This window comes from Geobacillus sp. FSL W8-1251 (assembly GCF_038005945.1).
Taxonomy (GTDB): Bacteria; Bacillota; Bacilli; order Bacillales; family Anoxybacillaceae; genus Geobacillus; species Geobacillus stearothermophilus.
Genome location: NZ_JBBOUF010000001.1, coordinates 2,079,239 through 2,101,481, shown reverse-complemented (window position 1 = coordinate 2,101,481; position 22,243 = coordinate 2,079,239). Strand labels below are relative to the sequence as shown.

The following is a 22,243-nucleotide window of genomic DNA, read 5'->3' as shown; positions in this document are numbered from 1 at the left end:
CTATTGGGCCAATTTCCAGGCGAGAAGATCGCGCAAAAACTCCGGCATATAGTACGTTTTCTCCGCTGCCCGCTGAATTTGCGGATAAAAATGACCAATGGCAAACATGTCGGTCGTCGCCACGTCATAGGTGCGCTCCGGCTCGAGCGGCTCGCCGTTGATTCGAATGGCGCGGATATGCCAGGCGCCGTCTTCTTCCAGCTCCGTTTCGATCTCGACGCCGTCGTACACCATTTCTCCCATCACTTCGCCGCGGAAGCCAAACCCTTTAAAACGAAAATGCTTCATCCGTTCCGTATTGGCCTCAAGGATAATCTCTTTGAGCTCCGCGCCGCGCAGCTTCACCTTGCACGGGTTGAGCGGATGCGGGCAAATGCGATGCAAATCTTTTTTCGTCACCGGTCCTCTCGCAAGCGGTTCAAGCAGCACCCCGGCGTTCACCATCCCGATGTCCGCCTGGCACCATTCGCGCAGCGCAGACGCAAGCAAACGGGCAAGCGGCGACGGAGCGAACCAGTCAAGCGGCAAGTCATCATGGAGCACGGCGACTTGTTCCGCTTCAAGCCGCGCCAAACTTTTCTGTTCAAGGGAGCGAAGGCGGCACGCCACTTCTTCGGAAAACGGCATCACACCAGCATCCAACACCTTCGCAGACGCCCGCCCAAGACGTCGCCCTTCCACTTCCAGCTTAACGACACCGACATATTGTCCGTATTTCCCAGCCGCGCAAAGAAGCGCACCGTTTACTTCCTTACCTTCTGGAAACACATGGTGGGTGTGAGCGCCCAACACAATATCCACGCCCGGAATCGTTGCAGCGATTTTTTCATCTTCATTCACCCCAAGATGAGACAGCACAACGACGCAATCGGCCTTTTGCCTCACTTCCTCCACCGCCGCTGCCAACATGTCAAACGGCGGAACGATCTTCCAGCCGAGCAGCTCGTAAAAGTGAGAAAACGGAGCGGTGGCGCCAACCACCCCAATGCGAAACGTCTCCGTCGCCGGGATGACGACATACGGAAGCGCCCAATGCGGCCGCACGCCATCGCGGCGAAACAAATTGGCGACAACGACCGGAAACCGAGCCTGTTCGTACAACGTATCCAGTTCATCATGATCAAGGGTGATCCCTTCGTTGTTGCCGATCGTCACCGCATCATAGTGAAGATCGTTCAATAAGTCCACATTCGCTTTTCCACGCGTCGCCTCGGTAATCGGGTGCACGCGATCGAGAAAATCGCCGACGTCAAACAACAGCATCGCCTCGTTGCGAGCGCGATGTTCCCGTCTCCGTTCCGACAAAAAGCGGACGATTTGCGGCCAATGTTCAAAATGGCTGTGCACGTCGTTCGTATGATAAATGTAGATAGTTTGCTTCAAAACGCGCGCCCCTCCTTCCATTACGCCAAACTTTCCCATACAAGCCGGGCCCCGAGCAGTACAAGCACTAGCCGCAGCACGACGACAAGCATCCGGCTTGGCATCCGCTTATTGATCCACGCCCCGGTTTTCGCGCCGATCCATACGCCGGGAATGAGGGCAAGGGCAAACGACCATTGCACATTTCCCATCGCGACATGGGTGAGTGAACCGACGAGCGAGGACAAAAAAATCATCAACATCGACGTCGCCACCGCCACATGGGGCGGAAAGCGAAACAGCACGATCATCGCCGGCACCATGAGCGAGCCGCCGCCAATGCCAAACAACCCGCCGAAAAAGCCGACCACAAACGCGATGGCGACCGCCATGAGCGGTTGATAGCCGTATGTGAACACCTCGCCGTTTCGGTCCGTGTACATTCGCACAACACGCCGTCGCCACCATGGCGCCGGCCGCGCCTGCTCCGCCGCTGTTCGTTCGGCCCCGTTTTCTTTCGCCGCCGCCGTCTCGTCAGCCGAACGCTTCGTTTTCTTTTGACTCAGCGACAAAAAGAGCGACATGGCGATTAAAAACAGCCCAAAATACAATGAAAAATGAGCGGCGCTCAGCGTATTGTTCACCCAAGCGCCGATGACCGCCCCGGGAACGCTGCCAAGGCAAAAGAGCAAGCCGCTTTGATAGTCGACCATTTTGTCTTTCATATACGACAATGTGGACGATAAGCCATTGAAAATAATGACGACAAGCGACGTGCCGACCGCCACTTGCGGCGTCACCGCCGACAGCCAGCCGAGCGCGCCGAAAAACAGAAGCGACGGCACGATGATCACCCCGCCGCCAAGGCCGGCCAAACTGCCGACCGTCCCCGCGATAAAGCCGATCAAGACAAGCAACGCATACGCCATCCTCCATCCCCCTCTTTCTCGCTTCAAAACAAACCAAGCTGCCGCGGCGCAAGGCCCGTGTACTCAATGCCAAGCAAATCGATCAATTGTTTGGCGTTGTCGGCGGCATCGCCGCCGGAGTTGTTGTTAAACAGCACGTAAATCTGTTTCGTTTTTTGTTTTAATACCTCTATATGGCGCACCCACTCGCGCAGCTCGCGCTCATTGTACCGGTATAAATAGCGGACCACCCTCCAGTTCTCGCCGGCCGTCGCCTTGTTCCAGCCGTGAACATTCCGTCCGTGCAGGCGGATGAGCGTCTTTTCCCGGTCGGTCGGATGCAAAACGGTCGGCACCGACCCTTCCCCCGCCTGCGGCTCGTCGCAAATTGTGTGAATCCACCCTTCTTCTTCCATAAAGTGAAGCGTTTTTTCATAAAAGCGCGGCGAAAACCACGATTGGTGCCGAAATTCGAGCGCCGCCGGCACCTCCCCCATCCGCGCTTTTGTCCAGCGCAAGTACGCCACATGCTCGCGCCGACAGTCAAACCACGGCGGAAACTGAAACAGCACCATCGCCAATTTCCCCGCTTCCTGAAACGGCGCGATCGATTCCAGAAACGCGGCAAACATCGCTTCCTTGCTTTCATACGGAATCGGGCCGCGCTCATGCCCGGTCATTCCTTGGTATGCCTTCACGATAAACTGAAACGGCGGCGGCGTTTCCCGAATCCATTTTTCCACATTCGCCCGCGGTTGAATGGCGTAAAAGTACGAATCGACCTCGACCGTCGGAAAATGGGCCGCATATTCCGGCAGTTTGTCCTTCGCAGCAAGGCCCGGCGGATACAAACTGTCATGATCGCCCCAGCCGGTCAGTCCAATATAAATCATGGCCATCACCAGTTTATTCAGCTTTCAGATATTTTAACTATACCATAAGCAGGTCGGCCATGAAATCAAAACGACTATTGGCACGTTGCTCTAAGGGGGAATGGCCTGCGACGCGGCAAGCAACGTTATTCTTGCGTCAAGTAATTGAAATGTTTATCCGTGATATAGGTGAGATCAATATCAAAATTCATCTTATCTAAGATCGGTTGAATGTACTCGATTAAATGTGTGCCAACCCCAAAATAATCAGGGAACTTCGTAATATAAAACGAATGATTATTATCACAATCGGGCTTATGTTCAACTAACCCTTCGATGACCTCAATGATTCGGTCCACCATATGTTGTTCTAATGTTTTCTCTGAAATGATGACCGTGTGGATATAATTCTCCGCGCCTTCAAATGAATCCTCATCCTCGATTCCCTTTAAAATGGGAAAATCATCGAGAACACTAGGTCTCCTGTAATCCAAAATCAATAACATACAAACCGTTTCACCATCTTGGTCATCTAAACGAAACAACTCCAGATCTCGCAACTTCAACATTCTGATCAATTTCCACATTCCTATCATCTCTTTCACGTTCCACTCTCTTTTTCATCGTTATATTTTCAAAATAATGAAACATCACCAATCCGATTATAGATCATAACAAAATATTCATAAATAACCATTCCTTCACAAATCTGAAATGGACGATCATCGTTATGGACGCTTTTAGCACGGATAGAGCATGCCAGCATAACAATGACCGCTGACACCCACTCCATGTGACTCAAAACATTGAGGATGAGACACTGAAGTGGGATCAGCGGCACTTGAAAAAAATGATGGGTGCAGCGCTTCGTTTGAACGCTGTACCCTTGATATGATCAAGATTATCCAATGCTTCCTTCCATCTCGAACTTGATCAAGCGGTTCATCTCGACCGCGTATTCCATCGGCAGCTCTCTTGTAAACGGCTCAATGAAGCCCATGACGATCATTTCCGTCGCTTCCTGCTCGGAAATGCCGCGGCTCATCAAGTAGAACAGCTGCTCTTCCGACACTTTCGACACTTTCGCTTCGTGCTCAAGCGAGATGTTGTCGTTTAAAATTTCGTTGTACGGAATCGTGTCCGATGTCGACTGATTGTCGAGAATGAGCGTATCGCATTCGATGTTCGAGCGCGAGCCGGACGCTTTGCGGCCGAAATGGACCATGCCGCGATACGTCACCTTGCCGCCTTGTTTGGAGATCGACTTCGAGACGATCGTCGATGACGTATTCGGGGCCAAATGGATCATTTTCGCCCCGGCGTCTTGATGTTGCCCTTTGCCTGCGATGGCGATCGACAGCGTCAAGCCGCGCGCCCCTTCGCCTTTTAAGATGACGGCCGGGTATTTCATCGTCAGCTTCGAGCCGATGTTGCCGTCGATCCATTCCATCGTCGCGTTTTCTTCGCAGACAGCGCGCTTCGTCACCAAGTTGAAGACGTTGTTCGCCCAGTTTTGGATCGTCGTGTAGCGGCAGTAGGCGCCTTTTTTGACGATGATCTCAACAACCGCGCTATGAAGCGAGTTCGTCGTGTAAATCGGCGCTGTACAGCCTTCGACGTAATGGACGTGCGCCCCTTCGTCCACGATGATGAGCGTCCGTTCAAACTGCCCCATGTTTTCCGAGTTGATGCGGAAGTACGCCTGAAGCGGCGTATCGACTTTGACGCCTTTCGGGACGTAGATGAACGAACCGCCCGACCAGACGGCCGAGTTCAAGGCCGCAAATTTGTTGTCTGTCGGCGGCACGACTTTGGCGAAATACTCGCGGAACAAGTCTTCGTTCTCCTTCAGCGCCGAGTCGGTGTCTTTAAAGATGACACCGAGTTTTTCGAGGTCTTCTTTCATGTTGTGGTAGACGACTTCCGATTCGTATTGCGCCGAGACGCCGGCCAAATATTTTTGTTCCGCCTCTGGAATCCCTAATTTATCGAACGTCGCTTTGATCTCCGCCGGCACCTCATCCCACGAACGGCCCGATTTTTCCGTCGGTTTGACGTAGTACGTAATTTCATCGAAATCGAGGCTTGATAAGTCGCCGCCCCATTGCGGCATCGGTTTGCTGTAGAAGATGTCGAGCGCTTTTAAGCGGAACTCGAGCATCCATTGCGGCTCGTTTTTCATCCGCGAAATTTCTTCGACGACTTCACGCGTCAGGCCGCGCTGGGCGCGGAAGACGGAGACGTCTTTATCGACGAAGCCGTACTTGTATTCACCAATTTCCGGGGCTTTTTTCGCCATCTCGGTTCACCTTCCTTTAGACTTAGTGGTGATGCAGTCCTTTTTCGAGCGCTTTCCACGCGAGCGTCGCACATTTGATGCGGGCCGGAAACTTGGAAACGCCTTGGAGCGCCTCGATGTCGCCAAGGTCGACGGAATCGTCGTACTCTTTCCCTTGGATCATATCGGAAAAAATGTGGGCGAGCCGAAGCGCTTCCTCCACCGTTTTTCCTTTGATCGCCTGCGTCATCATCGACGCCGACGACATTGAAATCGAACAGCCTTCGCCTTCAAATTTGACGTCGGCGACTTTTCCGTCTTCGACTTTCATCGTCAAGTGGATGCGGTCGCCGCACGTCGGGTTGTTCATGTTGACATCGACGTTCGTTCCTTCAAGCACCCCGCGGTTTCGCGGGTTTTTATAATGATCCATAATGACTTGGCGGTAAAGCTGATCCAACGGATGGTTAGAAGACATGGCTGAAGTACTCCTTCGCTTTCTGTAATGCGGCGATGAACCGGTCGATTTCCTCTTTCGTATTGTAAAGGTAAAAGCTCGCCCGGGCGGTCGCCGTCACGCCGAGCCATTTCATGAGCGGCTGGGCGCAATGGTGGCCGGCGCGGATGGCGATCCCTTCGGCGTCAAGAACCGTCGCCACATCGTGCGGATGCACCCCGTCGATGTTAAACGTCACAAGCCCCGCCCGTTCTTTCGGGCCATATACCGTGACGCCGTCGATGCCAGCCAGCCGTTCGAGTGCGTATTGCGCCAGCTCGTGCTCATGGGCGGCGATGGCGTCCAAGCCGACTTGTTCAAGGAAATCGATCGCCGCCCCAAGGCCAATCGCCCCGGCGATGATCGGCGTGCCTCCTTCAAACTTCCACGGCAGCTCTTTCCACGTCGAGTCGTACAGCTCAACAAAATCGATCATTTCGCCGCCGAACTCGACCGGCTCCATCTGCTCAAGCAATTTCTTTTTGCCATATAATACGCCGATTCCCGTCGGCCCGCACATTTTATGGCCGGAAAGGGCGAGAAAATCGCAATCAAGTTCCTGAACATCGACCTTCATATGCGGAGCGCTTTGCGCCGCATCGACGACGACGACCGCGCCGCGCTTATGGGCGATGCGGGCGATCTCCCGCACCGGGTTGATCGTCCCAAGCACGTTCGATACATGAGCAATGGCGACAATCTTCGCTGCTTCGGTGACGGTCGCCTCGACATCGCGCAGATCGATCGTGCCGTCTTCCTGCATTGGAATGTATTTTAACGTCGCCCCCGTTTGCTTCGCCAGCTGCTGCCACGGAATCAAGTTGCTGTGATGCTCCATGTACGTGATGACGATCTCATCGCCTTCTTTGACGTTGACGCGCCCGTAGCTGGAGGCGACCAAATTAAGCGATGCCGTCGTGCCACGCGTAAAGATGATTTCCTGCGCCGATTGGGCGTTTAAAAACCGCCGCACTTTTTCGCGCGCGCCTTCGTACGCATCGGTCGCCTTCGTCCCGAGCGTATGGACGCCGCGGTGGACGTTCGAGTTGTACTCGCGGTAATAGCGGTCAAGCGCCTCAATCACCGGCAGCGGCTTTTGCGATGTCGCCGCGCTGTCGAAATAAACGAGCGGATGGCCGTTCACTTGCTGATGCAAAATCGGAAACAACGCGCGAATGTCGTTCACATTCATGATTGAACTTTCCTTTCAATCACTTCAATTAATTGGTTTTTCACGCCTTCAAGGGGAATCGCCTCGACAACCGGCGCCAAAAAGCCGTGGATGATGAGCCGTTCCGCGTCGCGTCTCGGAATGCCGCGGCTCATTAAGTAATACAATTGGATCGGGTCAACGCGCCCGACAGAAGCGGCGTGGCCGGCCATGACGTCGTCCTCGTCAATCAACAAAATCGGGTTCGCATCGCCGCGCGCTTTTTCGCTCAACATCAAGACGCGCGACTCCTGCTCGGCGTTTGATTTTGACGCACCGTGCTCAATTTTCCCGATGCCGTTGAAAATCGAGGTCGCGCTGTCGCGGACGACGCCGTGTTTTAAAATGTGGCCTTCTGTATGCTTTCCGTAATGAATGACGCTCGTCGTAAAGTTTTGCACTTGCTCGCCGCGGCTGACCGCGACCGTTTTCGTATCGCCGAACGAGCCGTCGCCGACAAGGCGGGTGATGTTCTCGGAGACCGTATTGCCGTCATTCATCAGCCCGAGCGCCCATTCGATCCGTCCATCGCGCCCGGCGATGCCGCGCCGATTGACATACGTCGTGGTGCCTTTGGCCAAATGGTCGACAGCGGCGAAAAAGACGCTTGCGTTCGCTTGAGCAAACACCTCGGCGACCACATTAACGACCGCGTTTCCTTCGCGGCTTGTTGATATATAATTTTCGACAAACACGACGCGGCTGTTGTCTTCCGCCACGACGATGACATGGTTAAACAAGGCGATGTCGTCTTCGTCTTGAATATAGACCGCCTGAAGCGGCGTTTCAATCTCCACATTTTTCGGGACATAGACAAACACACCGCCGTTGAGCAGCGCCGCATGGAGCGCGGCAAGGCGGTGCTCATCCGGCTTGACCGCCGTCATCAAATAGTTTTTCAGCAAGTCGCCATGCTCGCGCGCTGCGGTGAAGATGTCGGTGAAAATGACGCCCTTCTCCTTCAACTCATCGGACAGCGACACATACGCCGGCGTATGGTTGCGCTGCACGTACAAATTTTTCGTTCCTTCGCCGGCTTGCATGAGCGCCTTGACCGCTTCAGGCAAGTCATCGAGGCCGGCATATGGCGCACTGTCAACGGCATGGCGTGAGAAGCCAGTGAAGTTCCAATTGTCGATTTTCGTTTTCTCCGGTTTCGGAAGCGGCAGCCGCTCCGCCAACCGAAGCGCCTCAAGGCGCCGCTCGGTCAGCCAGCCCGGTTCGCCGCGTCCGCTTGAGAACGTGCGGATGTAGGTTTCATCGAATGGGATTTTCGTTTCTGTCGCCATAGTCCTCCTCCTAACGCTTACGCTTCTTGTCCGACCGTTTCGTCTTCGATGCCGAGTTCTTTTTTGATCCAGTCGTACCCTTCCGCCTCAAGCCGCTGCGCCAGCTCCGGACCGCCGGACTTGACGATGCGCCCTTGCATCATGACATGCACATAATCCGGGGTGATGTAGTTGAGCAGCCGCTGGTAGTGGGTGATGATCAAACAGCCGAACTCGCTGCTGCGCATTTCGTTGACACCTTTGGCGACGATTTTGAGCGCGTCGATATCGAGGCCGGAGTCGATCTCGTCTAAAATGGCGATTTTCGGCTCAAGCATCATCAGCTGCAAAATTTCATTTCGCTTTTTCTCCCCGCCCGAGAATCCTTCGTTCAAGTAACGGTGCGCCATATCCGGGTTCATTTCGAGAAACGCCATTTTTTCATCGAGCTTGCGGATGAATTTCATGAGCGAAATTTCGTTGCCTTCGCCAAGCCGGGCGTTGATCGCCGCGCGCAAAAAGTCGGCGTTCGTCACTCCACTGATTTCGCTTGGGTATTGCATCGCCAAAAACAGGCCGGCGCGCGCCCGTTCGTCGACTTCCATCTCAAGGACATCCTGGCCGTCGAGCGTCACCGATCCTTCTGTCACTTCATATTTTGGATGGCCCATAATGGCCGATGCCAGCGTCGACTTCCCCGTTCCGTTCGGACCCATGATGGCGTGGATTTCCCCGCCTTTGACTTCCAAGTCCACTCCTTTTAAAATTTCTTTTCCCTCCACGGCGACGTGGAGATTGCGAATCGTCAATACCGCCATGCAGCATACCTCCAATTCTCAATTGAAAGTCAATTCACTCGCTTGTCTTCTAGCGATCGTTCATTCTCATTTTATTCTCATTATCATTTTATAACAAATGAAAACTACGTGCAACTTTCCCGCTCTGTTTTCACTGTGACCGTGTGAAAAAACAGCGCCTTTTACTATTTTACACGAAAACCGCAAGCTTGTACGAGTTTTTGCAAAAAAAGACCCCGTTTTTTCCGGAGTCTAGTGAGCCGCCCGCAGCTCGCGGAGGCATTCTTGCACAAGCGTCACCGCTTGGCTCATCGCCGCCCCGCCGCCAAACGCGGCCGCCACCGCGTATACTTCCAAAATTTCCTGTTCCGACGCTCCTTCATCAAGGCAGCCTTTCGCATGGTAAATCGTGCAATACTCATCTTGCGTCGCCAGGCTGATGCCAAGGGCGATCAATTGTTTTTCTTTTTTCGACAGCGCTCCCTCGGCAAAGCACGCTTCCGTAAACGCGTTAAACCGCTCGGCTACGTTCGAAAGTTTTTTGGGTGAACGCCTCTATCCCTTCTTTGTAGCGGTGAAGGGAGGATTCGACCGATGCATAAACGAATGGTATTGAAAGGGTGTGGAAACACCACCGTTTCGCCAACATCGACGGAATGTCATGATGAAAACGAATGGTTCTGTTCCACTCCCATCATCATAGGAAAGGGGGCAATGCCATTGATTCGTTGGGTTGTCTTTGCCTTAACCGCCGCTTTCGCTTCGTTTTTGGCATGGATCATCATCGGCAGCATTCTCGGTGAACACGGGGACGTCATCTTCAGTTTAACGACAGTGGTCGCCCTGCAAAACTGCGTCATCATCGTCATGCTCGCCGCCGTACTGGCGCGTTTGAACAACCGATGAAGCGCGGGAAAACAGACCGGCCGCGGCGTCTCTCCATCCAAAACGGTTTTGAACTTTCGGGCGGCTCTTTTTTGTGCAAAAAATAACGGAAGCGATTCGCTTCCGTTATTGATTGTTTGTCGCCGCTGGAATGACGGCGCCGTGGTATTTTTCTTTGATGAAATCTTGGATTTCTTTCGATTGCAGCACTTCGACAAGCGTTTTGATTTCTTTCCGGTTTTCATCGCCTTTGCGCACCGCCACAATGTTCACATACGGATTGTTTTTCGGCGACTCCACGGCGATCGGGTCTTTCGCCGGGTCCAAACCGGCGTCAAGCGCATAGTTGGCGTTGATCAAAACCGCATCGCCTTCGCCGTTTTTGTAAATTTGCGGCAGAAGTCCAGCATCGACGTCCGCTTTAAATTTCAAATGTTTCGGGTTTTCGACGATGTCGTTGACCGTCGCTTTCGTTTTATCGATGCCCGGTTTCAGCTTAATGAGCCCCTTTTCTTGCAGCATCGACAAAATGCGGCCATGGTCGGCGACCGAGTTGCTCATGATGATCGTCGCGCCGTCCGGCAGTTCTTCAATGCTTTTGTATTTTTTCGAGTATAAGCCGATCGGCTCGATATGAATGCTGCCGGCGTTGACGAAATCATAGCCGTACTCTTTCTTTTGCGATTCCAAATACGGAATGTGTTGGAAATAGTTGGCGTCGATTTGCTTCTCAGCCAGCGCTTTGTTCGGCAAGATGTAATCTTGGAACGTAATGATCTCCAAGTCGATGCCTTTTTCTTTCAAAATCGGTTTCGCTTTTTCCAAAATTTCCGCATGCGGCACGTTCGACGCACCGACTTTCAACTTCACCAATTTGCCGTCTTTGCCGCCTTCCGCGCTGTCGTTATTGTTGCCGCCGCATGCCGCCAAAGCGAGCACGAGAATGGCGGCGAGCAACACACCCAACCATTTCTTCATCAGTTGTTTCCCCCTTTATCGTTTATCGATTTTCGAAGTGACAAAGTCACCGATCAGCTGAATGATAAATACAATGACCAACACCAATACGGTTGCGACAAATGTCACATCGTTATGGTTGCGCTGGAACCCTTCCAAATACGCCAAGTTCCCAAGCCCGCCGGCGCCGATGGCTCCAGCCATCGCTGTATAGCTGACGAGCGACACCGCCGTCACCGTAATGCCGGAGACAAGCGCCGGCAATGACTCCGGCAGCAGCACTTTCCAAATGATCGTCCACGTTGAGGCGCCCATCGCTTGGGCTGCTTCGATGACGCCTTTATCAATTTCGCGAAGGGCAATCTCCACCATGCGGGCGTAAAACGGCGCGGCCCCAATGACCAAAGCCGGCAGCGCCGCATTGGCGCCAAGCATCGTCCCAACAAGCCAGGTGGTAAACGGAATGAGCAAAATGATCAAAATAATAAACGGAATGGAGCGGAAAATGTTCACAAACGCCGCAATCACGGTATTGACAAACCGGTTTTCCCATAGGTTGCCCTTCGCTGTCAAAAATAGAAGCAAGCCAAGAACGATTCCGAGAACGAAAGTGGCCGCCACCGCCACTCCCGTCATATACAGCGTCTCGACCGTCGCCGCCCACATCGTCTCCCATTGGACGTTCGGCAGGAGGTTAGCGAGCATCGTGAATCACCTCCACCGCCACCTGCTGGCTTTGAATGTAGCCAAGCGCCCGGTCAATTTCATCCGCCGCCCCATTGATGTGCACAAACAGCACCCCATAAGCGCCTTGATGGGTTTGCGAAATTTTCCCTTGCAAAATATTCATATCGACGGCAAATTGCCGCACGACCTGGCTGATGAGCGGCTGGCCGGCCGCCGCGCCGACAAACGTCAGCTGCGCGATCAGCCCGCTCGGGTATTGGCCAAACAAATGGGAAATCGCCTCTTCCGTCTCTTCCGGCTCGACGAGCTGCTTGACGAACCGCTTCGTGATCGGCTGCTGCGGGTTGCGGAACACGTGCAACACGTCGCCTTGCTCAACGATTTTGCCGTTTTCCATCACGGCGACGCGGTCGCAAATTTTGCGGATGACGTGCATTTCATGGGTGATCAGCACGATCGTCAGCCCGAGCCGCTTGTTGATGTCAACGAGCAAGTCCAAAATCGCATCGGTCGTCTGCGGGTCCAACGCCGATGTCGCCTCGTCGCAAAGCAGCACTTTCGGGTTGTTGGCGAGCGCCCGGGCAATGCCGACACGCTGCTTTTGCCCGCCGCTCAACTGCGACGGATACGCCTCTTCCCGCCCCGTGAGCCCGACGAGCTCGATCAATTCATCGACCCGTTTTTGCCGCTCCGCTTTCGGAACACCCGCAATCTCGAGCGGAAACGCAATGTTTTCCCGCACTGTGCGCGACCAAAGCAAGTTGAAATGTTGGAAAATCATCCCGATCTCTTGACGCGCCTTGCGCAGCTCCCGCCCTTTGATGCGCCCCATGTCGCGGCCGGCGACGACCACCCGGCCGCCCGTCGGCTTCTCGAGCCCATTGAGCAAGCGGATGAGCGTACTTTTCCCCGCGCCGCTGTAGCCGATAATGCCGAAAATTTCCCCTTCGCGAATCTCAAGCGACACATTGTCGACGGCCGTGACCGAGCCGTTAGCCGCTTGATAGATCTTTGTCACATGTTCGAGTGTAATCATCGTTTCACCTTCCTCCCCAAGGCGGCGGAGCGCAAAAAGAAAACCTTTCTGCCCGCAGAGAACAGAAAGGTATTGTGCACCATTCCGTCTCTTATCTCTCAAAGCAGGCCGCTTTGTGTGAATTGGCACCTTTTCAGCGCACGCGCTGACGGTTGCCGGGCTTCATTGGGCACATCCCTCCACCTCTCTTGATAAGAGCGCAACAATCGCCTATTCGATTGACTACAACTGTGATTGTATCACCTTGTGTCGAACATTGTCAATAAAAATTTCACCCAACATGCCGATATGGCTTAGCCAAATGGAGGAGCGACTCAAGCAGCAACAGATGACGAAAGCTTCCCGATACATGCACTTCGCGCAGCCGGACGAGCTGCTGCAGCTTCAGCTCGCCGTCTAAAAGCGAGCAAAGTGCTTTTTTGGAGCCGTGCACCGTCAAGACGTTCCGTTCATCAGGTTCCCTTCCGGCAGTAAGCTCCTTGCCGAGCGCCACCATGGCGGTCTCTTCCTCGCTTTCAAAGCGAACATACAGCTGCTCATCCGGCAAAATCGGCAACAAATGGCGCAACGTTTGCATCCGTTCCATAAACTGTCCTACCAACTCGCACATTTCCATTGAGCATCCTCCCCCCATCTCCTTTGTCCTTTTATTTCCATGCCGAAGGGGGAGAATCCTTTACAAAAATCTCGACAGCCGCCGTGGCGAACCAACGCCGTTTTTGTCATTTCCCATGAAATGTGTCAAACGGCGTCAAAAAATGGCGGATCGTCAACGCGGCAAACGGGCGCGGATTGCTTCGTACAAATAAGGGACCGAATGGAACGCATACCATTTGCCGATGATCTCTCCGCCGGCGAAAAGAAGCAAGCACGGAACGCTTTCAATTTTCCACGCCGCCGCCTGCTCGGGGATGTAGTTGATGTCCGTTTCGCAAAACGGTATGTCCGGAAACAATTGTTCTAGGACAACAAGCATGCGCCTCGCCAACTGGCACGTGCCGCACAGTGGGGTATACAACGAAAGAGCGAGAAGCGGCTCCCCTTCCACCATTCGCTTAATATCGTTTCGACCGATTGTGTTCACTCGCCTCTTCCTCTCATGAACGATTCGATACGGACGTCAAAATGGGCGCGCAGCAGCACATGCGCCAAATGCCAGATCGGGGCGGCGGCCACTTCGCGATACGCCCGGTCAATGTAAATATGCCCTGCTTCCGGAAACACCCGGCGGAACTGCCGGCGCAATTTTTCCCCCGCCTCGTCGGCATCGGCGAGCACGTACACATCCCGCCCTTCGAGTTCATCGGCCAGCTCCTCAAGGCGCGCATCGCTGATCGTGCCGTTCGTGCAAATGATGACAACCGGCTCGTTCAGCACGGCCGCCACTTTTTCCTTATCTGACCGCCCTTCCACAATAATCACTTTTTCCACCTGTCGCATGTCCGACCCACCTAACGTGAATGAGGATACAATATTGTATGGCAACAGAAAAGCAACGGCCATCCGCCGTTGCCTCCTAACACCAGCCCGCCTCCCCGTCGCAGTCGACATATTTTTGATCCGGTTCAACGGTAGCGGTGACCCATTTTCAAATTTTCCCATTTGTTCGCTTTATCCGTTTTTCCACGCTACAGCCGCAGGAAGCGGAAGGCGGCCGATGAGCTCGCCTCCCTCGTACAGTTCGATCGTGCGGCCGTTCCATTTGCCGGTGACCCGGTCCGTGACATCCAGTTGCTTCGTTTGCAACACCATCACGAGCACCCCTTTTTCATCACATTCCGGTATGTATAGGGGGCCCGGTTCGAAGCGAACTTTGCAGGAACGTTTATCCTTCGTTGATCATCGCTTCGTATTGTTCGGCCGTCAACAAGTTGTCCACTTCACTTAAGTCTTTCGGCTCAATAACGATCATCCATGCTTTTTCATACGGTGATTCGTTCACATATTCCGGATTGTCGTTCAACGCTTCGTTCACTTCGACGACCGTGCCGCTGATCGGCGCATACAATTCCGAGACGGTTTTCACCGACTCAACGCTGCCGAACGGCTCGTTCGCTGTCAGTTCCGCGCCGACTTCCGGCAGCTCGACAAACACGATGTCGCCCAGCTCCGATTGGGCGAAATCGGTGATGCCGATGCGCACTTTATCCCCTTCGACGCGCACCCACTCATGCTCTTTCGAATAACGGAGTTCTTTCGGCGTGTTCATTAAATCCCTCCAGTGCGGCAAGTTGTGTTCTTTTTCATCATAACCGATTTTTCGCCAAAACTCACTGAATTCATTTCATTTCGGCCAAATTTTTTATGTTTCCGTCGAAACGCGCCCGGCAAAACACGATTCGTAGTCTTGTTCGCGGAATCCGACCACGACCCGCTCGCCGTCCGTTAAAATCGGCCGCTTGACGAGCATGCCGTCCGAGGCGAGCCACGTGAGCATCTCGTCTTCCGAGGCGCCATCGAGCTTGTCTTTCAATCCGAGTTCGCGGTATTTCATGCCGCTTGTATTGAAAAATTTTTTGAGCGGCAGCCCGCTTTTTCGATGCAAGTCGGCGAGCTGTTCTTTCGTCAGCGGCTCGTCGACCAAATGCACCGTTTGCACCTCAATGCCGTGTTCATCGAGCCAACGCTTCGCCTTCCGGCACGTTCCGCATTTTGGATACCAGTAGAGCGTCAGCGCCATCCGCATTCCTCCCTTTCATTCGACGGCTTGGAATTCATGGAAAAAGAAGCACCAGGCAAACGCCTGGCACTTCCCATTATCACACAATATACCGTTCCGCTTCAATGAGGGCGGCAGCCGCCTCGCGTTTTTTCGCGATCACATTGATCGGCGTATGGCGCGTCAACCGGCGGAGAGCGGCGAGCATCATCCGCAGCGTGTCACCTTGTTCGACGGCGACAAGCGTTTCTTTCGCATGCGCCTCAATTTCATATAGGCGACCACATCCGGATCGGTATGCTCCGTCGGGATGATTTCAAGCAGCTTCAAATAGCGCGGCGGATTGAAGAAATGCGTGCCTAAAAAGTGTTTTTTGAAATCATCCGAACGCCCCTCCGCCATCGCGGCGATCGAGATGCCGGATGTGTTCGAGCTGACGATCGTCCCCGGCGTCCGCACCTCGTCAACGCGGGCGAAAACGCTTCGTTTGACATCCAAGTTTTCGACGACGACTTCAATGATCCAATCAATATCCGCCAGCCGATGGAAATCGTCTTCAAAGTTGCCGGTTTCAATGAGCGCCAGATTGTCTTGAGCCATCAGCGGCGCCGGCTTTTGCTTTTTCATCCGCTCCAGCGCCTGATTGGCGAGGCGGTTGCGCACTTGTTTATGCTCGAGCGTCCAACCTTTTGCTTCTTCCTCTTTCGTCAATTCCCGCGGCATGATATCCAACAGCAGCGTCGGAATGCCGACGTTCGCCAAATGGGCGGCAATGCCCGAACCCATGACGCCGAACCCAAGCACCGCAGCGCGCCGAATGCGTTTTGCCATTTCGGTTCCCCCTCACATCACTGAATGAATCATCATTCATTTTTTGGTAAAAAAATAGCCATGAAAACGTTATCTATATTCAATATATAGTATGTTGGTAATTTTTTCAATATATTTGCGCACATTTTTTTTCACATCGCCGCCGTTCTTTCAATCCATACTAACAACCAGGAGGTGAAGACGATGGCCCGGCTGAAAAAAAATCCGTCTGAACGCGGCATCAGCGCGGCGAGCGTGAAAGGAAACGCCGGCCCGACGGTCGAAGCCGACGGCGGCGGCAAGCGGACGAGCCAAAATCAGCAGTACAAAAAGCACAACATGCAAGGGGACTGAACGCCTAAGGGCGTCCGTCCCCTTTTTGCCTGCTTGACTTTCGCGCTGCCGGGCGATGGGCGTCACTTACGGAACATGCCTTTGACGACGAACGCCACGTTGGCCGGGCGCTCGGCGAGCCGGCGCATAAAATAGCCGTACCAATCGGTACCGTACGGCACGTACACGCGCATCGTATACCCTTCGCGCGCCAGCTCGACCTGGCGCTCCGGACGAATGCCGTACAACATTTGAAATTCAAACTGACTGTTCGGGATATTGTATTCCTTGACGAGCTGCTTCGTATATTCAATGATGGCGTCGTCATGCGTCGCCACCGCCGTGTAGTTGCCGTTTAGCATATGCTGCTTGATGATCTTTTTAAAGTTTTCGTCCACATCTTTTTTGTCTGGAAACGCCACTTCCGGCGGCTCTTTGTACGCCCCTTTGACGAGCCGCAAGTTCGGGCGGTACGGCTTCAGATCTTCAATGTCTTGCTCCGTCCGGTACAAATACGCCTGCAGGACCGTTCCGACGTTATCGTACTCTTTTTTCAACGTTTTAAAAATGTCGAGCGTCTTTTGGCAGCGTGAATAGTCTTCCATGTCGATCGTCACGAACACGCCGCGCTCTTTCGCCGCATCCAAAATGCGGCGCATGTTGCGCATGACAAGATCATCGGAAATGTCAAGCCCCATCGACGTCATTTTCAGCGACAGTTGCGAATTCAGCTTCTCGCGGCTGATCGCGTCGATCGCCTCTAGGCAATGGTTCGCCATCTCGTTCGCTTCTTGCTCGTTATCGACAAACTCTCCCAAGTAGTCGACCGTCACGGCCAGCCCTTTTTCGTTCAGCCGGCGGATGACATGCACCGCTTCCTCAATCGTTTCGCCGGCGACAAACCTTGACGCGCCGAAGCGGAGGCCGTATCGCTTCGCCAACCGGGTCAACGTCTTATTTTTGGACAAGAACAAAAAAAGTCGCGCATCAGCTGTTCCACTGTTGCAAGCCTCCTTGTACGGAAACGCATTCATCATCCTTATTGTACCATGTTTCCGCCCGATTGAATATGTTTTTTCCGCACGGTTTATCTTTTATATGTGAATAATTTTCCACTCACTGCACAATCTACAAGCGAACAAACCATGAAAGGAGCGAAACGCGATGCAGCAACAACCGCAAATGAACCCGCAGACCGCGATGCCCGAGCCGCCGCAAATGGTGTCATCAAAAGACGCCATGTATTTTTCCGATATGATGTCGTGGAACTTGCTCGCGGCGAAAAAGGCGCACTTTTTCGCCGCGCAATGCCGGGACCCCGAGGTGGTGCAGGCGATCGAGCGCGCCGGGCAAATGCATCAGCGCCATTACAACATGATTTTGCGTCATTTGCAAAACCCGCCGCAGCCGCCGGTGATGTGAAAGGAGGGACACCCGATGAACCAAAAACAAGTGCAAAATCCAGAGACGCAAGTGCCGAAAACGCCGCAAATGAACGAACGCGATTTTTTGAACGACATGTTGACAACAGAAAAATACATGACGTCGGCATACAGCGTGTACTTGCATGAGGCGAGCAACCAACCGTTATATCAAGAAATGATGAACATTTTCACAGAAACACAAAACTGCCAGCGCGAACTGTATAACTTGATGTTCAAAAAAGGCTGGTACAAACTTGAAGCCGCCGATCCGCAAAAGCTTCAGCAAATGTACCAGCAGTTCCAAGGGTATACGAATCAGCTCCCTTATCAAGGGAATGTCATGCAATAACAAAGCAAGAGGATGTCCGAACAGCAAAAGGACATCCTCTTTCTCAATCCGTTAAGAAGACTATGTGCAGAAAGGGGAGAAAGGGATGGCAGCGCCATCCGAATCCGTGTGGAACATGCTGCAAACAGCCGACGTCCGCATCCGCGACACCGAGATCATTGAATAAGCACCCCTTCTTGTTCCACAGGGATGCTTATTCTTTCATGAATAGACGATCAATCCCACCAGTCTGGATACGGCGGATACGGCGGATACGGCAGATACGGCGGATACGGCGGATACGGCGGATATGGCGGGTACGGATAAAACGGGCGCGGAGCGAGGGCGCCGCCGAGCAATCCGCCTAAGAAGCCGCCGACAAATGGGGCGCCAAACAACAATCCTGGAAATGGCATCGTTCCTTCTCCTTTCCCCAAAGCTAGAATGCTACACTGTATTCATATGCAACAAACAAGAAAAGAGGGTGGGTCGTCCGCCCAACCCTTGCCGGTTTCTCACCACCAAATGGGGACATACCACAACGGATAGAAAAACAGCGGAACTAATGCGCTCCCGAGCAAACCGCCTAAAAAGCCGCCAAAAAACGGAGCGCCGAAGAAAAACGGGTGCGGCCGCCAAATGCGTTCATCCGCTGCTTGGAGATGGCTCATCTTGCTTTCCTCCTTCCACTTGCTTTAGTCCCACTGTATGCAGAAAAAACGCCCGTTGCTTAGGCCAGTACCTATATAAGTTGCAATAAAGATTTTCCGATTTCGTAAATGAGAAGATAAAAAAACCGGCGCCATTCGCCGGTTGAATGCGACAGAAACAGGAAGCCGCTTTTCGCTGTATTATTTTTGCACAACCATTTTCATCCCGCACTGGCAAAGCAATGAATGTTTCAGCCGCCGAATAGGCTGGCGGCATTGTTCACAAATCATCGGCTTGTTCATCGATCTTTCTCCCCTTTGCACTCCTTCTACATTCTATTATACACACTTTTTGTTTATAGTAAATATAAATTAAAAATTATTATTAAATGATAGTGCGGGTGATTTGATTCCGCTTCCCATTTGCGCTACACTCATAGTGTTAATATTCTAACAAATAACAAAGGGAGGATGCACGATGTACGACATCGCCATCATCGGCGCCGGGCCTGCAGGGGCAAGCGCCGCCATTTTCGCCGCCAAAGCCGGGAAGAGAACGGTCTTGTTTGACAGCGACAAAGGCATGACAAAGCGCGCTTGGGTGGAAAACCATTACGGCGTTCCGCAAATCAGCGGCCCGGAATTGGTGGAAACCGGGAAAAAACAAGCCGCAAAATTCGGAGCAGAATTGGTGGAAGCACAAGTGACGGATGTGCAAAAAACAGACGGGGGATTCCGTCTCGAAACAGAAGCTGGATCCTGTCAACTACCCCCACTTAGCTAACGCTTGAAGTGGGGGCTTGCAACTCCCCAGAAGTACAAGCGGACTTCGTCCTCCTTCCTTGACTTGGGGTTGCATCAGGGCAGGTTGACAACTGCCCAACGACGCAGGTCATGCCTGCATCGTTACCGATTCTCTCGGTGTGTCTGTTGGCAGTACTTGGCTTCCACACACAACAGACGGATCTACGCTCGATGTTTTACGGTTACAACGTTTCCTGTAACCAACTCCATACATCGAGTAACAGTTATTGGAGTGCCTTTATTAAACGGTTTTCTCCACGCCTTTATTCTATCATACACAAAAGAAAAGGGGAACGCGCATTCCTCTCCCACTTACGAGTCAGTCAAGACTTTGTGGAGAACATTTTTTCGGTTCACTACGGGCGTTGTCAATCACTAGTTAGCGAACCATTTTCAGGAATTCATATCGTAAGCGCTTTCGGACTCTCATCCCTCATCTTGAGGCGATGATATTGTGTTCCATTTTTTTACACCCAACCGCCATCCCGAAGTGCTGATAATGCTTGATGGATCGACGTCCCGGATGACTGCTGAAGATACGGGATGTTTTGTCGCATCACATCCGCCAACAACCGTCCTGCCTTCCGTTTGGCCTGTTCAACCCGCTTGGACTTCGTCGAGGCCGAGGCTGCCCTCCGGGGCTCTTCCTCCTCCAACCGCCCCTTTCTCCACCCGGCCCCGTCGATTCGGGCTGCCATCGCTTTCAGAAACGCCCGAAGCCCTTGGTCTTTCCAGCTGCGGCGGGATTTCACCCGATGCGCAAACCGGCTCATCACGCTCTCGGCGTGGCCCATCGGACGCATGCCGGTCGTCTCCACCCCTTGCTCCGACAGCCACTCCCGATAGTCCCGGATGCATCCCGGCATCGACTCGATCCGGCGAATCAAGGCGGCCAGCTGTTGTTCTTTGCCTTCGTCCTCCAACGTGCCGACCGCGCTGTTCAGCTCCACGAGAAGCCCTCTTCGTCTTGTTTCGCCAGCTTCTTCCGCACGTCCCGCCAACACGGATGGTCCGAGAGGCATTGGCGCAGCTCCCGCGCCACATGAAATCGATCCAGCTGAAAGCACGCCCGTTTTCCGAAATACTCCCGGCAGGCCGTGATCCACGACGCCGCGTCGCCGTTGATGATCAACAGGTCCCGGCACGGATCATAGGCATATTCCTTCATCAGCCACTCTTCGAACCGTTCCCACACGTCTCCCTCCCCTTCATGGAGGTAGTGGCGCCGGTTCACCAGCTCAAGCTGCGACCCGTTTCGTTTCCATCCCTCGTGAACCGCCAAGATTTTCTCCTCTTTCGCCCGTTTCCCTTTCCCCTGGCGGGAAATGAACAGCCCATCCGCCTCCACAAACAGCACCCGGCCGTGCCGTTGGGAAACAGGGTGATGCAGCGAGACAGGGGCCTCCAGCACCAGTTGGCGAATTGCCTCGTGGCTCATGACCGCATACCCCACGATCGACTCCAACGTACGGGCCGCTTTGCGGTAGGAAGAGCACTCTACGGCCAACTCGACCGCCGTTTCCTCGAGGCAAGGACTGATCGATCGGGCCCCATCAAAGCCTAATTCGGCATCCAGCAAGAAGGTATAGTTCCCCGTTTGCCGGTCATAGTAGTAGTTCCGTCGAAACGTCACTTCTCCAAACAGCGTTTGGATCGTAGTCGGCCGTTTGTCTTTCAGCTGATACCGGCGCTTGTCCCGCGCTTCCGCCAGTTGTTGATCAATCTCCTCCAAAAGGGCCGCCAACAAGACAGCGAACACCTTTTGAAGAGTTCTGACTAATTGTTCCTCCAGCTCTTTTAATAAAGGCCATTCTGTGGTAAGATGTTTCATGGACTCTCTCCCTCCTGTTTTCGGTTGATGTTGACAATCACCATCATAGCAGGGAGAGAGTCCTTTTTGCATGACATTTGCTTTTTTCTACCGCGCTTCGCTTGGTGGCCCCGACGAGCGTCGCGAACAAAAGTTCGCAACCCTCGTCGGGGATCATTTCGGAATGTCACCCACAAATATTTTACTCACACCCCACTTACTCCCTTTGGTCGTTGAAGTGGGAGTCTCCTGCGCGAAATAGGATGAAACGAAACACGTCATCTTCGCCACCGGTTTGGCGACCGATTTAGCGAAAAAAATCGTCCTGCGCACCAAACCGGGTACGGAGCCGCGCATTAAAACGGTGCTTGACGTCGACGCCAACGGCAAGACGAACATCGACGGCCATTTGGGCGGCCGGGACGGTCGCTGGCGTCAGCGTCCATACGATCATCACAGCGGGCGACGGTGCGAAAGTCGCCATCAACGTCATCAGCGAGCTGAACGGTGAACGGTACGTCGATCACGATGTATTGAAAAAATAACAACGAAGGTGTCCCAAACAGCGGGACACCTTTTCTAAATAGCGCCATGGAAACGGCCGAAATGCAAGATGACGGGCCTGAAACGTCTGTCGCGTCGTCCCCGCATGACAATAGCGGCCCCGAT

24 protein-coding genes, 7 pseudogenes and 1 riboswitch are annotated in these 22,243 nt (G+C 53.4%); of the genes and pseudogenes, 6 read left to right on the top strand and 25 right to left on the bottom strand.

What is annotated here, in order from left to right; translation table 11 throughout:
* From NSS88_RS11015 to NSS88_RS10970, 10 genes and pseudogenes are all read right to left on the bottom strand, one after another.
* Complete coding sequence (locus tag NSS88_RS11015; RefSeq protein WP_049624160.1) at positions 1-1,383, bottom strand: bifunctional metallophosphatase/5'-nucleotidase; 1,383 nt, start codon at positions 1,381-1,383, stop codon at positions 1-3.
* A gap of 20 nt (positions 1,384-1,403) precedes the next feature.
* The gene (locus NSS88_RS11010; RefSeq protein ID WP_033016335.1) at positions 1,404-2,291 is read right to left on the bottom strand and encodes a sulfite exporter TauE/SafE family protein; all 888 of its coding nucleotides are present in this window, start codon (positions 2,289-2,291) and stop codon (positions 1,404-1,406) included.
* A gap of 23 nt (positions 2,292-2,314) precedes the next feature.
* Positions 2,315-3,163 (bottom strand): DUF72 domain-containing protein, encoded by an 849-nt coding sequence (locus NSS88_RS11005; protein WP_049624159.1) that lies wholly within the window; start codon positions 3,161-3,163, stop codon positions 2,315-2,317.
* Positions 3,164-3,288: 125 nt separating this feature from the next.
* Positions 3,289-3,738: a hypothetical protein gene (locus tag NSS88_RS11000; protein ID WP_033016365.1), complete on the bottom strand. Its 450-nt coding sequence runs from the start codon at positions 3,736-3,738 to the stop codon at positions 3,289-3,291.
* A 305-nt stretch (positions 3,739-4,043) separates the two neighbouring features.
* Positions 4,044-5,441 carry a Fe-S cluster assembly protein SufB gene (gene sufB, locus NSS88_RS10995; RefSeq protein ID WP_015375743.1) on the bottom strand — a complete coding sequence of 466 codons (1,398 nt, stop codon included), beginning with the start codon at positions 5,439-5,441 and terminating at the stop codon, positions 4,044-4,046.
* 22 nt (positions 5,442-5,463) lie between these two features.
* The gene (gene sufU, locus NSS88_RS10990) at positions 5,464-5,898 is read right to left on the bottom strand and encodes a Fe-S cluster assembly sulfur transfer protein SufU (RefSeq protein WP_015375744.1); all 435 of its coding nucleotides are present in this window, start codon (positions 5,896-5,898) and stop codon (positions 5,464-5,466) included.
* On the bottom strand, positions 5,888-7,108 hold the full coding sequence (locus NSS88_RS10985; RefSeq protein ID WP_049626342.1) for a cysteine desulfurase: 1,221 nt from the start codon (positions 7,106-7,108) through the stop codon (positions 5,888-5,890). The genes sufU and NSS88_RS10985 overlap by 11 nt, the downstream gene beginning before the upstream one ends.
* Positions 7,105-8,415 carry a Fe-S cluster assembly protein SufD gene (gene sufD / locus NSS88_RS10980; RefSeq protein WP_033016338.1) on the bottom strand — a complete coding sequence of 437 codons (1,311 nt, stop codon included), beginning with the start codon at positions 8,413-8,415 and terminating at the stop codon, positions 7,105-7,107. The genes NSS88_RS10985 and sufD overlap by 4 nt, the downstream gene beginning before the upstream one ends.
* Before the next feature lie 17 nt (positions 8,416-8,432).
* Positions 8,433-9,212 (bottom strand): Fe-S cluster assembly ATPase SufC, encoded by a 780-nt coding sequence (sufC, locus tag NSS88_RS10975; RefSeq protein ID WP_011232465.1) that lies wholly within the window; start codon positions 9,210-9,212, stop codon positions 8,433-8,435.
* 231 nt (positions 9,213-9,443) lie between these two features.
* Positions 9,444-9,840 (bottom strand): annotated as a pseudogene (locus tag NSS88_RS10970) (carboxymuconolactone decarboxylase family protein).
* Positions 9,841-9,905: 65 nt separating this feature from the next.
* On the opposite strand from NSS88_RS10970, the gene NSS88_RS10965 reads away from it, so the two are divergent.
* Positions 9,906-10,097 carry a hypothetical protein gene (locus NSS88_RS10965; protein WP_033010372.1) on the top strand — a complete coding sequence of 64 codons (192 nt, stop codon included), beginning with the start codon at positions 9,906-9,908 and terminating at the stop codon, positions 10,095-10,097.
* Between the two features lie 105 nt (positions 10,098-10,202).
* Here NSS88_RS10965 and NSS88_RS10960 read toward each other — a convergent pair whose 3' ends face one another.
* The 11 genes and pseudogenes from NSS88_RS10960 to NSS88_RS10910 form a co-directional block, all read right to left on the bottom strand.
* Complete coding sequence (locus NSS88_RS10960; protein ID WP_049626343.1) at positions 10,203-11,054, bottom strand: MetQ/NlpA family ABC transporter substrate-binding protein; 852 nt, start codon at positions 11,052-11,054, stop codon at positions 10,203-10,205.
* 15 nt (positions 11,055-11,069) lie between these two features.
* Positions 11,070-11,738 carry a methionine ABC transporter permease gene (locus NSS88_RS10955; protein WP_011232468.1) on the bottom strand — a complete coding sequence of 223 codons (669 nt, stop codon included), beginning with the start codon at positions 11,736-11,738 and terminating at the stop codon, positions 11,070-11,072.
* On the bottom strand, positions 11,728-12,756 hold the full coding sequence (locus tag NSS88_RS10950; protein WP_033016344.1) for a methionine ABC transporter ATP-binding protein: 1,029 nt from the start codon (positions 12,754-12,756) through the stop codon (positions 11,728-11,730). The genes NSS88_RS10955 and NSS88_RS10950 overlap by 11 nt, the downstream gene beginning before the upstream one ends.
* An 88-nt stretch (positions 12,757-12,844) precedes the next feature.
* Positions 12,845-12,954: riboswitch (SAM riboswitch) on the bottom strand.
* Positions 12,955-13,027: 73 nt separating this feature from the next.
* Positions 13,028-13,372, bottom strand: a complete 345-nt coding sequence (locus tag NSS88_RS10945; protein ID WP_033016346.1) for a hypothetical protein — start codon at positions 13,370-13,372, stop codon at positions 13,028-13,030.
* Between the two features lie 153 nt (positions 13,373-13,525).
* The gene (locus NSS88_RS10940; protein WP_094239171.1) at positions 13,526-13,840 is read right to left on the bottom strand and encodes a thioredoxin family protein; all 315 of its coding nucleotides are present in this window, start codon (positions 13,838-13,840) and stop codon (positions 13,526-13,528) included.
* Entirely contained in the window at positions 13,837-14,196 is a 360-nt protein-coding gene (locus NSS88_RS10935) for a toprim domain-containing protein (protein WP_033010412.1), read from the bottom strand. The genes NSS88_RS10940 and NSS88_RS10935 overlap by 4 nt, the downstream gene beginning before the upstream one ends.
* Before the next feature lie 171 nt (positions 14,197-14,367).
* Positions 14,368-14,508, bottom strand: coding sequence for a DUF2553 family protein (locus NSS88_RS10930; RefSeq protein WP_233205007.1), 141 nt, complete (start codon positions 14,506-14,508; stop codon positions 14,368-14,370).
* 73 nt (positions 14,509-14,581) lie between these two features.
* Positions 14,582-14,965 carry a glycine cleavage system protein GcvH gene (gcvH, locus tag NSS88_RS10925; RefSeq protein WP_033016348.1) on the bottom strand — a complete coding sequence of 128 codons (384 nt, stop codon included), beginning with the start codon at positions 14,963-14,965 and terminating at the stop codon, positions 14,582-14,584.
* Between the two features lie 93 nt (positions 14,966-15,058).
* Positions 15,059-15,436: an arsenate reductase family protein gene (locus NSS88_RS10920; protein ID WP_033010367.1), complete on the bottom strand. Its 378-nt coding sequence runs from the start codon at positions 15,434-15,436 to the stop codon at positions 15,059-15,061.
* A 79-nt stretch (positions 15,437-15,515) separates the two neighbouring features.
* Positions 15,516-15,686: pseudogene (locus NSS88_RS10915) on the bottom strand (hypothetical protein); the annotation flags it as partial.
* A pseudogene (locus NSS88_RS10910) lies at positions 15,680-16,246 on the bottom strand (3-hydroxyacyl-CoA dehydrogenase family protein); the annotation flags it as partial. The pseudogenes NSS88_RS10915 and NSS88_RS10910, both read right to left, overlap by 7 nt.
* Positions 16,247-16,429: 183 nt before the next feature.
* Here NSS88_RS10910 and NSS88_RS10905 point away from each other — a divergent pair.
* Positions 16,430-16,579 (top strand): YuzL family protein, encoded by a 150-nt coding sequence (locus tag NSS88_RS10905; protein ID WP_080986165.1) that lies wholly within the window; start codon positions 16,430-16,432, stop codon positions 16,577-16,579.
* A 62-nt stretch (positions 16,580-16,641) separates the two neighbouring features.
* Here NSS88_RS10905 and NSS88_RS10900 read toward each other — a convergent pair.
* Positions 16,642-17,558 (bottom strand): annotated as a pseudogene (locus NSS88_RS10900) (proline dehydrogenase family protein).
* A gap of 164 nt (positions 17,559-17,722) precedes the next feature.
* Between NSS88_RS10900 and NSS88_RS10895 the strand changes: the two are divergent.
* Together NSS88_RS10895 and NSS88_RS10890 are read left to right on the top strand one after the other, a co-directional pair.
* Complete coding sequence (locus tag NSS88_RS10895; protein WP_033010361.1) at positions 17,723-17,980, top strand: hypothetical protein; 258 nt, start codon at positions 17,723-17,725, stop codon at positions 17,978-17,980.
* Between the two features lie 15 nt (positions 17,981-17,995).
* A complete protein-coding gene (locus NSS88_RS10890) occupies positions 17,996-18,331 on the top strand; it encodes a spore coat protein (RefSeq protein WP_033010359.1) in 336 nt (111 codons plus the stop codon).
* A gap of 215 nt (positions 18,332-18,546) precedes the next feature.
* Here NSS88_RS10890 and NSS88_RS10885 read toward each other — a convergent pair whose 3' ends face one another.
* Complete coding sequence (locus NSS88_RS10885; protein WP_061580633.1) at positions 18,547-18,726, bottom strand: hypothetical protein; 180 nt, start codon at positions 18,724-18,726, stop codon at positions 18,547-18,549.
* A gap of 99 nt (positions 18,727-18,825) precedes the next feature.
* Positions 18,826-18,981: a hypothetical protein gene (locus NSS88_RS10880; RefSeq protein ID WP_162839636.1), complete on the bottom strand. Its 156-nt coding sequence runs from the start codon at positions 18,979-18,981 to the stop codon at positions 18,826-18,828.
* Positions 18,982-19,438: 457 nt separating this feature from the next.
* Between NSS88_RS10880 and NSS88_RS10875 the strand changes: the two are divergent.
* Positions 19,439-19,720: pseudogene (locus NSS88_RS10875) on the top strand (FAD-dependent oxidoreductase); the annotation flags it as partial.
* A gap of 511 nt (positions 19,721-20,231) precedes the next feature.
* On the opposite strand, the pseudogene NSS88_RS10870 reads toward NSS88_RS10875, so the two are convergent.
* A pseudogene (locus tag NSS88_RS10870) lies at positions 20,232-21,595 on the bottom strand (ISLre2 family transposase).
* A gap of 244 nt (positions 21,596-21,839) precedes the next feature.
* Here NSS88_RS10870 and NSS88_RS10865 point away from each other — a divergent pair.
* Positions 21,840-22,119 (top strand): annotated as a pseudogene (locus NSS88_RS10865) (pyridine nucleotide-disulfide oxidoreductase); the annotation flags it as partial.
* Positions 22,120-22,243 lie beyond the last annotated feature (124 nt).